The organism is Citrobacter sp. ANG330 (assembly GCF_047467925.1).
Lineage (GTDB): Bacteria > Pseudomonadota > Gammaproteobacteria > Enterobacterales > Enterobacteriaceae > Citrobacter_A > Citrobacter_A amalonaticus_G.
Genome location: NZ_JASJUI010000003.1, coordinates 251687 through 263873, shown reverse-complemented (window position 1 = coordinate 263873; position 12187 = coordinate 251687). Strand labels below are relative to the sequence as shown.

Annotated in this window: 13 protein-coding genes; 9 read left to right on the top strand and 4 right to left on the bottom strand. The window is 53.7% G+C overall.

The features are described 5' to 3' along the window. Positions 1-14: 14 nt before the first annotated feature. From gcvH to QNN88_RS09535, 3 genes are all read left to right on the top strand, one after another. Positions 15-404 carry a glycine cleavage system protein GcvH gene (gene gcvH, locus QNN88_RS09545; protein ID WP_414240008.1) on the top strand — a complete coding sequence of 130 codons (390 nt, stop codon included), beginning with the start codon at positions 15-17 and terminating at the stop codon, positions 402-404. Between the two features lie 127 nt (positions 405-531). Next, positions 532-3405: an aminomethyl-transferring glycine dehydrogenase gene (gene gcvP, locus QNN88_RS09540; protein ID WP_414240007.1), complete on the top strand. Its 2874-nt coding sequence runs from the start codon at positions 532-534 to the stop codon at positions 3403-3405. A gap of 79 nt (positions 3406-3484) precedes the next feature. Continuing rightward, positions 3485-4228 carry an SDR family oxidoreductase gene (locus tag QNN88_RS09535; RefSeq protein WP_414240006.1) on the top strand — a complete coding sequence of 248 codons (744 nt, stop codon included), beginning with the start codon at positions 3485-3487 and terminating at the stop codon, positions 4226-4228. 96 nt (positions 4229-4324) lie between these two features. Here QNN88_RS09535 and bglA read toward each other — a convergent pair whose 3' ends face one another. Then, positions 4325-5758 (bottom strand): 6-phospho-beta-glucosidase BglA, encoded by a 1434-nt coding sequence (bglA, locus tag QNN88_RS09530; protein WP_414240005.1) that lies wholly within the window; start codon positions 5756-5758, stop codon positions 4325-4327. A gap of 118 nt (positions 5759-5876) precedes the next feature. Next, positions 5877-6605, bottom strand: a complete 729-nt coding sequence (locus QNN88_RS09525) for a MurR/RpiR family transcriptional regulator (RefSeq protein WP_414240230.1) — start codon at positions 6603-6605, stop codon at positions 5877-5879. Positions 6606-6657: 52 nt separating this feature from the next. Between QNN88_RS09525 and yqfB the strand changes: the two genes are divergently transcribed. Continuing rightward, positions 6658-6969 carry a N(4)-acetylcytidine aminohydrolase gene (gene yqfB, locus QNN88_RS09520; RefSeq protein WP_414240004.1) on the top strand — a complete coding sequence of 104 codons (312 nt, stop codon included), beginning with the start codon at positions 6658-6660 and terminating at the stop codon, positions 6967-6969. Between the two features lie 162 nt (positions 6970-7131). Further along, positions 7132-7791 (top strand): PAQR family membrane homeostasis protein TrhA, encoded by a 660-nt coding sequence (trhA, locus tag QNN88_RS09515; RefSeq protein ID WP_414240003.1) that lies wholly within the window; start codon positions 7132-7134, stop codon positions 7789-7791. A gap of 151 nt (positions 7792-7942) precedes the next feature. Here the strand turns inward: trhA and ygfZ are convergent, their stop codons facing one another. Then, positions 7943-8923: a tRNA-modifying protein YgfZ gene (gene ygfZ, locus QNN88_RS09510; protein ID WP_414240002.1), complete on the bottom strand. Its 981-nt coding sequence runs from the start codon at positions 8921-8923 to the stop codon at positions 7943-7945. Between the two features lie 256 nt (positions 8924-9179). Between ygfZ and sdhE the strand changes: the two genes are divergently transcribed. Together sdhE and QNN88_RS09500 are read left to right on the top strand one after the other, a co-directional pair. Beyond that, positions 9180-9446: an FAD assembly factor SdhE gene (gene sdhE, locus QNN88_RS09505; protein WP_042322123.1), complete on the top strand. Its 267-nt coding sequence runs from the start codon at positions 9180-9182 to the stop codon at positions 9444-9446. Then, entirely contained in the window at positions 9427-9834 is a 408-nt protein-coding gene (locus QNN88_RS09500; protein WP_414240001.1) for a protein YgfX, read from the top strand. The genes sdhE and QNN88_RS09500 overlap by 20 nt, the downstream gene beginning before the upstream one ends. Positions 9835-9928: 94 nt before the next feature. Here QNN88_RS09500 and fldB read toward each other — a convergent pair whose 3' ends face one another. Beyond that, positions 9929-10450, bottom strand: coding sequence for a flavodoxin FldB (fldB, locus tag QNN88_RS09495; protein WP_414240000.1), 522 nt, complete (start codon positions 10448-10450; stop codon positions 9929-9931). 100 nt (positions 10451-10550) lie between these two features. Between fldB and xerD the strand changes: the two genes are divergently transcribed. Together xerD and dsbC are read left to right on the top strand one after the other, a co-directional pair. Continuing rightward, positions 10551-11447: a site-specific tyrosine recombinase XerD gene (xerD, locus tag QNN88_RS09490; protein ID WP_414239999.1), complete on the top strand. Its 897-nt coding sequence runs from the start codon at positions 10551-10553 to the stop codon at positions 11445-11447. A gap of 23 nt (positions 11448-11470) precedes the next feature. After that, positions 11471-12184: a bifunctional protein-disulfide isomerase/oxidoreductase DsbC gene (dsbC, locus tag QNN88_RS09485; protein ID WP_414239998.1), complete on the top strand. Its 714-nt coding sequence runs from the start codon at positions 11471-11473 to the stop codon at positions 12182-12184. The last annotated feature ends 3 nt before the right edge of the window (positions 12185-12187 follow it).

The window sequence follows — 12187 nt, the reverse complement described above, 5'->3', positions numbered from 1 at the left end:
CTGGAGATTGACTAATGAGCAACGTACCCGCAGAACTGAAATACAGCAAAGAACACGAATGGCTGCGCAAAGAAACTGACGGCTCTTACACCGTTGGTATTACTGAACACGCTCAGGAACTGTTGGGCGACATGGTTTTCGTCGACCTGCCGGAAGTTGGCTCGACCGTTAGCGCGGGCGACGACTGCGCGGTTGCTGAGTCCGTCAAAGCCGCTTCTGATATCTACGCGCCGATTAGCGGTGAAATCGTGGCCGTTAACGACACGCTGAGTGACTCCCCGGAACAGGTGAACAGCGAGCCGTACGGCAGCGGCTGGATCTTCAAAATCAAAGCCAGCGATGAAAGCGAACTGGACTCTCTGCTGGATGCCACCGCGTACGAAGCATTACTGGAAGACGAATAATGTTGTGCCGGATGGCGCTGCGCTTATCCGGCCTACAGGTCAACGCAGGCCCGGTAAGCGTTAGTGCCGCCGGGTAATAGCGCAACAGATCACTACGATTCACTGCACGTTTCAGGAACCATCGCCCATGACACAGACGTTAAGCCAGCTTGAAAACAGCGGCGCTTTCATTGAACGCCACATCGGACCTGACGCCACGCAACAGCAAGAGATGCTGAATGCCGTTGGCGCCGGGTCGTTAAACGCGCTGATCGGCCAGATTGTGCCGAAAGACATTCAGCTCGCAACACCGCCGCAGGTGGGCGAGGCGGCAACCGAATACGCTGCGCTGGCAGAATTAAAAGCCATCGCCGGGCGTAACAAGCGCTTTACGTCTTACATTGGCATGGGTTACACCGCGGTGCAGTTGCCGCCGGTAATCCTGCGCAACATGCTGGAAAACCCAGGCTGGTACACCGCGTATACGCCCTATCAGCCGGAAGTGTCTCAGGGGCGTCTGGAAGCGCTGCTGAACTTCCAGCAGGTGACGCTGGATTTGACCGGGCTGGATATGGCCTCAGCCTCACTGCTGGATGAAGCCACCGCGGCCGCAGAAGCGATGGCAATGGCGAAGCGCGTCAGCAAACTGAAAAACGCGAATCGCTTCTTTGTGGCTTCAGATGTGCATCCGCAAACGCTGGACGTCGTGCGTACCCGTGCTGAAACCTTCGGTTTTGACGTGATTGTCGATGATGCAGCGAAAGTGCTGGATCACCAGGATGTGTTTGGCGTGCTGTTACAGCAGGTGGGCACCACCGGTGAAGTCCATGACTACAGTGCGCTGATTAGCGAACTGAAATCACGCAAAGTGATCGTCAGCGTAGCCGCCGATTTTATGGCGCTGGTGCTGTTAACCGCACCGGGCAAACAGGGCGCGGACATTGTTTTCGGCTCTGCTCAACGCTTTGGCGTACCGATGGGTTATGGCGGCCCGCACGCGGCATTCTTTGCCGCGAAAGATGAATTCAAACGCTCCATGCCAGGCCGTATTATCGGCGTATCGAAAGATGCGGCGGGCAATACCGCGCTGCGCATGGCGATGCAGACGCGCGAACAGCATATTCGCCGCGAGAAAGCGAACTCCAACATTTGTACCTCACAGGTGCTGCTGGCCAATATCGCCAGCCTGTATGCCGTTTATCATGGCCCGGTTGACCTGAAACGTATTGCGAATCGTATTCACCGTCTGACCGATATCCTGGCAGCGGGCCTGCAACAAAAAGGGCTGAAACTGCGTCATGCTCATTACTTCGACACGCTGTGTGTGGACGTTGCAGACAAGGCGGCGGTGCTGGCGCGTGCGCAAGCGGCAGAAATCAACCTGCGTAGCGATATTCATAACGCTGTAGGTATCACGCTCGACGAAACCACCACCCGTGAAAACGTCCTGCAACTCTTTACGGTGCTGTTGGGCGACAGCCACGGTCTGAACATTGACGCGCTGGATAAAGAAGTGGCGCACGACAGCCGCTCCATTCAGGAAAGCATGCTGCGCGATGATGCCATCCTGAGCCATCCGGTGTTCAATCGTTATCACAGCGAAACCGAGATGATGCGCTACATGCACTCGCTGGAGCGTAAAGATCTGGCGCTGAATCAGGCGATGATCCCGCTGGGTTCCTGCACCATGAAGCTGAACGCCGCAGCGGAGATGATCCCGATCACCTGGCCGGAATTTGCTGAACTGCATCCGTTCTGCCCGCCAGAACAGGCTGAAGGTTACCATCAGATGATCGATCAGCTTTCTGAGTGGCTGGTTAAACTGACCGGTTACGACGCCGTCTGTATGCAGCCGAACTCCGGTGCGCAGGGGGAATACGCGGGCCTGCTGGCGATCCGTCATTATCATGAAAGCCGCAATGAAGGGCATCGCGATATCTGCCTGATCCCGGCTTCTGCGCACGGGACTAACCCGGCATCGGCCCAGATGGCGGGAATGCAGGTAGTGGTTGTGGCCTGCGATAAGAACGGGAATATCGATCTCGGCGATCTGCGTGAGAAAGCCGCTCAGGCGGGCGAAAACCTCTCTTGCATCATGGTGACCTATCCGTCTACCCACGGTGTGTACGAAGAGACGATCCGCGAAGTGTGCGAGATTGTGCATCAGTTTGGTGGTCAGGTGTACCTCGACGGCGCAAACATGAACGCTCAGGTGGGCATCACCTCTCCGGGCTTTATTGGTGCTGACGTTTCGCACCTTAACCTGCATAAAACCTTCTGCATTCCACACGGCGGCGGTGGCCCAGGCATGGGACCGATTGGCGTGAAATCACATCTGGCCCCGTTTGTTCCGGGACACAGCGTAGTACAGATTGAAGGGATGCTGACTCGCCAGGGCGCCGTCTCTGCTGCACCATTCGGTAGCGCATCGATTCTGCCGATCAGCTGGATGTATATCCGCATGATGGGCGCGGAAGGGCTGAAACAGGCAAGCCAGGTGGCGATTCTGAATGCCAACTACATTGCCAGCCGTCTGAAAGACGCGTTCCCGGTCCTGTATACCGGTCGTGACGGGCGCGTGGCGCATGAGTGTATTCTCGATATCCGTCCGCTGAAAGAAGAGACCGGCATCAGTGAACTGGATATTGCCAAGCGCCTCATTGACTACGGTTTCCATGCGCCGACCATGTCGTTCCCGGTTGCGGGTACGCTGATGGTTGAACCGACGGAATCGGAAAGCAAAGTGGAACTGGATCGCTTTATTAATGCGATGCTGGCGATCCGTGCGGAAATCGCTCGCGTACAGAACGGCGAATGGACGCTGGAAGATAACCCGCTGGTTAACGCGCCGCACACCCAGAATGAGCTGGTGGCGGAGTGGAATCACGGTTACAGCCGTGAAGTGGCGGTCTTCCCGGCGGGTGTAGCGAACAAGTACTGGCCAACTGTGAAGCGTCTTGATGACGTTTACGGCGACCGTAACCTGTTCTGCTCCTGTGTGCCGATGAGCGAATACCAGTAATTTTTCCACGGTAGCAAATCATTTGTAGGCCGGGTAAGGAGAAGCCTCCACCCGGCTTTTTTCATATCGGGAGAACGCTATGGGAATCGCACTGGTTACTGGCGGCAGTCGTGGCATTGGGCGCGCGACGGCCCTACAGTTGGCACAGGAAGGTTACACGGTTGCCGTCAACTTTCATCACAATATTCGGGCTGCCACCGAGGTGGTGAACACTATTGTCGCCGCTGGCGGAAAAGCCTTTACGCTGCGTGCTGACATCAGTGATGAAACGCAGGTCGTGGCAATGTTCGACGCGATCGATCGTGAAAATGAGCCACTGGTGGCGCTGGTCAATAATGCCGGAATATTGTTTGAACAAAGCACGATTGAACATCTCTCTGCCGAGCGGATTAACCGCGTGCTGGCGACCAATGTGACGGGCTATTTCCTCTGCTGCCGCGAAGCGGTCAAGCGGATGTCGCACAAACACGGTGGTCACGGCGGGGCGATTGTGAACGTATCGTCAGCGGCATCACGTCTGGGCGCTCCGGGGGAATATATTGATTATGCGGCGTCGAAAGGGGCCGTGGACTCACTGACTACCGGCCTGGCGCTGGAAGTGGCAGCGCAGGGGATACGGGTCAACGGTGTGCGGCCCGGTCTTATTTACACGGAAATCCATGCTTCGGGTGGTGAGCCTGGACGGGTGGATCGCGTGAAGTCGATGTTACCGATGCAGCGCGGCGGACAGCCGGAAGAGGTGGCACAGGCCATTGTCTGGTTGCTGAGCGAGAAAGCGTCATATGTTACGGGCAGTTTTCTGGAACTGGCGGGCGGGAAATAAGCGCCGGGTGGCGGCTTCGCCTTACCCGGCCTACATGATCTTAGGGATGGGGAGCGTAGGCCGGAGAAAGCGTTTACGCTGTCATCCGGCAAAAACTTACAGAACCTCGCCGTTGCTGGCGATCACCGCTTTATACCAGTCGAAGCTTTTCTTACGGGAACGTGACATGTCACCCGTGCCGTCATCATGCTTGTTCACATAGATAAAGCCATAGCGTTTGCTGTACTGGCCGGTGGTGAAAGAGACGCAGTCAATACAACCCCACGGGGTGTAACCCATCAGATCCACGCCATCGTACGTCACCGCTTTGATCATCTCTTCCACGTGGGCACGCAGATAGTCAATGCGATAGTCATCGTTAATGCTGCCGTCTTCTTCCACTTTGTCGTATGCGCCAAAGCCGTTTTCCACGATGAACAGTGGCTTCTGATAACGCTCGTACAGTTCACACAGCGCATAGCGCAGGCCAACCGGGTCAATCTGCCAGCCCCAGTCGGAAGCCTTGACGTGCGGATTCGGTACGCTACCTTCGAAACCCGAAATGGCATCACCGCTGCCACCTTCGGCTTTTACCGCGTTGGTCATGTAATAGCTGAAGCCGAGGTAATCACAGGTTCCTTCGCGCAGAATAGCGGTATCGCCGTCTTCCATCTTGATGTTAAAGCCACGGCGCTCCCACTCGTTGAGGACATAGGACGGGTAGTAACCGCGCAACTGAACGTCGGTGAAAACATAGCGCTCGCGCATGGATTCCTGGGCGAACATGACGTCCTCGGGTTTACAGGAGAACGGATACAGCGCGACCATTGCCAGCATACAGCCGACTTTCATCTCCGGATTGATGCGACGCGCCGCCTTCACGGCTAACGCGCTGGCAACAAACTGGTGGTGCAGCACCTGGTACATGGTCTCTACCGGGTTTTCGTGCTCGGTATAGACGACACCAGAGCAGCAATAGCCAAACAGCGGGGCACGCCAGTTGCGCTGGTTATTGATTTCATTGAAGGTCATCCAGTATTTGACCTTATGCTTATAACGTTCAAACACCACTTCAGCAAAATGAACGAAGAAATCAACGACCTTGCGATTCGTCCAGCCTCCGTACTGCTGCACCAGGTGCAGGGGCATTTCAAAGTGAGAAAGGGTAATGACCGGTTCGATGTTGTACTTGAGCAACTCATCGAACATATCATCGTAGAATTTCAGCCCTTCTTCGTTTGGCTGCGTTTCGTCACCCTGTGGGAAGATGCGGGTCCAGGCGATGGACGTGCGGAAACATTTGAAACCCATTTCGGCAAAGAGCCGGATGTCCTCTTTGTAGTGACCATAAAAGTCGACCGCTTCGTGGTTCGGGTAATATTTCCCGGGTATCACTTCCTGGGTGATTTCGCGGGGCACGCCGTGCGCGCCGCCGGTCAGAACGTCACAAATACTGGGGCCTTTGCCGCCTTTATTCCAGCCGCCTTCAACCTGATGAGCAGCGACTGCGCCGCCCCAGAGAAAATCTTTCGGTAAGGTGAGTTTTTTCATCGTTGCGTCATCTCAAATAAATACAAATTGAGTTGAGTCTAACAAAGGAAAGGTAAATGTCACGATATAACAAAATAGCCAAACGGTAATTTGTTACCGCTAAAAAACATGCTGTTTTTTACGCTAATTTTTTCGCCAGCTTTCGCCCGAGGGACTCGAGAATATAAATAACGGGGATTTGCGTCGTGATATCGTACACGCCGGCAATACGAGTTTGCGGTACATGCCAGGAGAGATTAAAGTCCGCCAGTTTCGCAAGGCGTGAATGTTCATGGCTGGTAATCGAAAGCACTTTGCAGTTATGCAGGCTGAACTGGCTGGCAAACCGCAGAATTTCTTCGGTTTCGCCAGAGACTGATAACACGATCGCCAGTGCATTACGTGCCATGTCGTTAGTCACCGGGAAATAAGGGTCATCAATATGGTTACTGAATTTCCCGACGTTTGAGAAAAAGCGAGCACCATATTTTGCTAAGGCTCCCGATGTCCCTGCGCCCACAAAAATAATCCGCTCAGACGATAAAATAATATCCACCGCCTGATCGAGTAAGTGATCAAATTCATCGTTATTCACGCTTTTAAAAAAACTGATAATCTCGCTGGCGCCAAAATTCGCCTGTTGCGGTTCATTCTGCTCTAAATATAATTTAAAGCGAACGCGAAATTCAGAGTAGCCTTCGCAGTTAAGCTTGCGACAGAAGCGTAGTACGGTAGTAGTTGACACGCCCGCCGCTTCAGCGAGCTCCCGGATGGTCATATACATGACTTTGTCACGGTTTTTGATGACATAGTTATAGACCAGCATCTCAATGTTGTTGAGACTGGCGATGGCGGCGTGGGAGAACATACTCACAATGACAATACTCACTCATCAGATTTTACCTACAGGGAATAATAACATGCAGCCAAATGACATTACTTTTTTTCAGCGCTTCCAGGACGACATTCTGGCAGGACGTAAAACGATCACCATTCGCGATGAGTCTGAATCTCACTTCAGGGCCGGTGACATTCTGCGGGTAGGGCGTTTTGAGGACGACGGCTATTTCTGCACGATAGAGGTGCTGGGAACGTCTACCGTCACGCTCGACACGCTAACGGAAAAACACGCGCAGCAGGAAAACATGACGCTGGATGAACTTAAATGCGTGATCAACGAGATTTACCCGAATCAGTCTCAATTTTATGTGATTGATTTTAAATGTCTTTGAATTAAACGAACAACTGTTAGTTGAAAAATGCATTTCAACATTTTGATTTATAAAGATTAGTTTGAATGTGATATTTATTTTAGCTAACAGGTGTTCACTGGAACCATTCTCAGTTACGCTAGAAGCGCAATCACGAACGTGTTCGTTTCTCCGGAGTAAGCTATGGTTCAGAAGCCATTAATCGCACAGGGATATTCACTGGCAGAGGAAATCGCCAACAGCATCAGTCACGGTATCGGGCTGGTGTTTGGGATCGTCGGTCTGGTGTTGTTACTGGTGCAGGCGGTGGATATGAATGCCAGCGTAACGGCGATTACCAGCTACAGTCTGTACGGCGGCAGCATGATCCTGCTGTTTCTGGCGTCGACCCTGTATCACGCCATCCCACATCAGCAGGCAAAGATTTGGCTGAAAAAATTCGACCACTGCGCAATCTACCTGCTTATAGCCGGGACCTATACGCCGTTTCTGCTGGTGGGGCTGGATTCACCGCTGGCGCGTGGGTTAATGATCGTTATCTGGAGTCTGGCGCTGCTCGGTGTTTTATTCAAACTGACAATCGCCCACCGGTTTAAGGTGCTGTCGCTGGTGACCTATCTGACAATGGGCTGGCTGTCGCTGATAGTGGTGTATCAACTGGCGATCAAACTGGCGGCGGGCGGCGTAACGCTACTGGCCGTCGGCGGCGTGGTGTATTCGCTGGGGGTGATTTTCTACGTGTGTAAACGCATCCCTTATAACCATGCTATCTGGCACGGGTTTGTGCTGGGCGGCAGCGTGTGCCACTTCCTCGCTATCTATTTGTACGTCGGACAGGCGTGATGTGATGCTTTGACGCCTTATCAGGCCCGGGAGGACTTTCCCCCAGGCCTTATCAGGTGAGAGATGCCGGATGGCAACGTAAACGTCTTATCCGGCCTACAGGCACATCTTTGTAGGCCTGATAAGCGAAGCGCCATCAGGCGCTGATGAATTACTCTTCCAGTGAATAGGGCAGCGGTTCGATGTGCAACGTGTTGGCATCGTCACGCACGCGGAATACGCTGTCGGCCTCCATATCGTTGTTCATCACCACTTGTACCCGTAGCTGACCATCGTCCAGTTGCACTGCCGCGAGGACGGTGCCAGTACGACGCCAGTTCTCGCCCATTTTCATCTCAAGATCGTCACCCGCTTGTGGTACACGACTGGCTTTCCCCACCAGAGACCACAACGCACGTTTGTTCGCCCCGCGGAATTTCGCTCGCGCCACCATTTCCTGTCCGGTATAGCAGCCTTTCTTAAAGCTGATACCGCCGAGTGCCTGAAGGTTGGTTGCCTGCGGAATAAACTGCGCGCTGTTAGCCGCATCAATCACCGGAAGACCCGCTTCAATGTCCAGTGCCAGCCACTGCTGGCTGTTGTTCAGTTCGGCTTCGCCACGCAGTTTTTCAGTGATGGTTTCCGCGGTTGTCACATCGGTAACCAACAGGAAGCGTTCTACCGGATGTTCAAACCACAGCAGAGTGGAAGCCCCTTCACGTGTGACGGGCTTTTCGCTGTCAGGCAGTTCACTAAACAGATTCGCCAGTGCGGCACGCGCCTGGAAACCCGCCACGCCCAGCAGCACGCGTTCGTCGTTCGGGGCAATCGCCACTTTCGAGAACACGGCGTATTTTTTCAGTTCCGTCACCTGCGCGTCACGCAGACTACGACGCTCAATCCAGGCAAAACCGTCGCCGTCGCGGAACAGTCGCAGGTTGCTCCACATCTTGCCTTTGGCGTCGCAATGGGCAGCCAGCACGTGCTGGTGTTCGGTCAGAAGACTCACGTCAGCCGTTACCTGGCCCTGGATATACTTCTCGCTGTCAGCGCCGGTAATCGTCGCCAGCGCCCAGTCATCTAACGTCATCAGCGTCATGGGCAACCGCGATGAAGCAGATGGCTGGCGAGGTGGAAAGGGAGTAAATGCCATAAATATGTCCTGATTTGCTTAACGCAGTGATAATGACTAATGGTAAAAGAGCTATTGCCCAATGCAAGCGCTTTGATAGTCCCATTTGTGCCTTATTATAGAGATTGCGAGGCGGCATCCAGAAAAGATGAACCCATTGACTTATTGGGGATTTAATTAGCGATCGCGCCTGGGGTTATGGATATTCCCGCAATACAGAAGGAAAAACACGTTACAATAGCCGGGGAGTTCATTTGAGTGAGACAGGATGAAAAACATGGATATTAACAATAAAGCACGTATTCACTGGGCATGCCGACGCGGTATGCGTGAACTTGATATTTCTATCATGCCGTTCTTTGAACATGAATATGACACGTTGAGCGATGATGAAAAACGTATTTTCATTCGTCTGCTGGAGTGTGATGACCCGGATTTATTCAACTGGTTGATGAATCACGGTAAACCGGCAGATGCTGAACTGGAGCAGATGGTAAGACTCATCCAGACACGGAATCGGGATCGTGGTCCTGTGGCAATCTGATCTCCGCGTCTCATGGCGCGCGCAGTGGCTATCCCTCCTTCTGCATGGGCTGGTGGCCGCCGTTATTCTTTTAATGCCATGGCCGCTGAGTTATACGCCGCTGTGGTTGATACTGCTTTCGCTGGTGGTGTTTGACTGTGTCCGCAGCCAGCGGCGGATTAACGCCCGCCAGGGGGAGGTCAAACTTCTGATGGACGGACGGCTGCGTTGGCAAGGGCAGGACTGGCTTATCGTCAGCGCACCATGGATGATCAAAACCGGCATGATGCTGCGTTTGCGTGCTGATAACGGTAAACGCCAGCATTTATGGCTGGCGGCGGACAGTATGGATGACGCCGAGTGGCGGGATCTACGGCGGTTGATGCTGCAACAGGCGAAGCAGGGATAACGCCGACGAATGCCTGATGGTGCGCAGTGCCTACGATTCGGTGCGTCGTGTAGGCCGGATAAGGCGTTCACGCCGCCATCCGGCAAAACGGGTATCAGGAATAATGCTCTGCCATTTCAGCAAGAATTTGTTCGCACCACGCCTGAATGCGCGCATCGCTGAGATCGTATTGATTGGTTTCATCCAGTGCGAGACCGACGAACAATTGCCCATCGGCAATGACCGGTTTAGGGCTGGTGAACTCGTAGCCTTCGGTAGGCCAGTAACCGACGAATTTGACGCCTTTAGTCGACAGTTTGTCATGCAGCATACCCAGTGCGTCAAGGAACCATTCGCCGTAGCCTAACTGGTCGCCCATACCGTAAAGCGCGATAATTTTGCCGTCGAGGTTGAGTTCGTCCAGTTGATCCCAGACGGTTTCCCAGTCCTCCTGAATTTCACCGAAATCCCAGGTGGGAATGCCTAAGATGAGCACATCGTACTGCTCCATCAGGGCCGGGGCATCATCTTTCAGATTATGCAGTGTCACCAGTTCAGGGCCGATAATGTCGCGAATTTTCTCCGCAGCCATCTCGGTGTAACAGGTGCTGGAGCCGTAAAAAAGACCAATATTCATCGCGTAAACGTCTCAATACTTGCTATGACTTTGCGCGTAGTGTACCAGAAACCCGTATCATTGAGTCATAATGGCGGATTGCAGAATCAAAGAGGCAGATGTGGAACAGGATCTTGCACGCATCGAACAATTCCTTGATGCGCTCTGGCTGGAGAAAAACCTGGCGGAAAATACGCTGAGCGCCTATCGCCGCGATTTGACCATGTTAGTGGAGTGGCTCGCGCATCGACAGATATCGCTGGAAACTGCACAAAGCGATGATCTACAGGCTCTGCTTGCCGAGCGAATGGACGGTGGGTATAAAGCCACCAGTACTGCGCGACTGTTGAGTGCGGTGCGGCGGTTTTTTCAGCATCTTTACCGCGAGAAGGTCCGCACAGACGATCCCAGCGCGACGCTGGCATCGCCAAAACTCCCGCAGCGCCTGCCGAAAGATCTCAGTGAAGCGCAGATTGAGCGGTTATTACAGGCGCCCGTGGTTGACCAACCGCTGGAGTTACGCGATAAAGCGATGCTTGAGATATTGTACGCCACCGGTCTGCGCGTCTCTGAACTGGTTGGGCTGACGATGAGCGATGTCAGTCTGCGTCAGGGTGTGGTTCGGGTGATTGGTAAAGGCAATAAAGAGCGTCTCGTGCCATTGGGCGAAGAGGCGGTGTACTGGCTGGAGACGTACCTGGAACACGGGCGTCCGTGGCTGCTGAACGGTGTGTCGATTGACGTGCTGTTCCCCAGCCAGCGCGCTCAGCAGATGACGCGCCAGACGTTCTGGCACCGCATCAAGCACTATGCCGTGTTAGCGGGAATCGACAGTGAAAAGCTGTCACCGCACGTTTTACGCCACGCATTTGCCACGCATTTGCTCAATCATGGCGCCGATTTGCGCGTGGTGCAGATGTTGCTGGGACACAGCGATCTCTCCACCACGCAGATTTATACTCATGTTGCGACAGCGCGCTTGCGTCAACTTCATCAACAGCATCACCCAAGAGCGTGAATGCTGAGCGAACAGGAAAGGTTATGAAAAAAGGTTTTATGCTGTTTACCCTGCTGGCCACTGCGTTTTCCGGCCTGGCACACGCCGACGATGCCGCCATTCGTCAGTCGCTGACGAAACTGGGCGTGCAAAGCACGGATATCCAGCCCGCCCCGGTAGCCGGGATGAAAACGGTGCTGACCAACAGCGGCGTGCTGTATGTGACGGAAGACGGTAAACACATCATTCAGGGGCCGATGTACGATGTCAGCGGCACGACGCCGGTCAACGTAACCAATCAGCTGCTGATGAAACACCTGAACGCGCTGGAAAACGAAATGATTGTCTATAAAGCGCCGCAGGAAAAACACGTTATCACCGTCTTTACCGATATCACCTGCGGCTACTGCCATAAGCTGCATGAAGAGATGAAGGACTACAACGCGCTGGGCATCACCGTGCGCTACCTTGCTTTCCCGCGTCAGGGACTGGAAAGCCAGGCTGAGCAGGATATGAAGTCCATCTGGTGTGCAAAAGATAAGAACGCCGCCTTTGATGACGCGATGGCAGGTAAAGGCGTGAAAGCGGCGACCTGCAAGGTGAACATCGCGGATCACTATGCGCTGGGCGTGCAATTTGGCGTAAGCGGTACCCCGGCGATTGTGCTGAGCAACGGTTATGTCGTTCCGGGTTATCAGGGGCCGAAAGAGATGAAAGCGTTTCTTGACGAGCACCAAAAACAGACCAGTGGTAAGTAATTC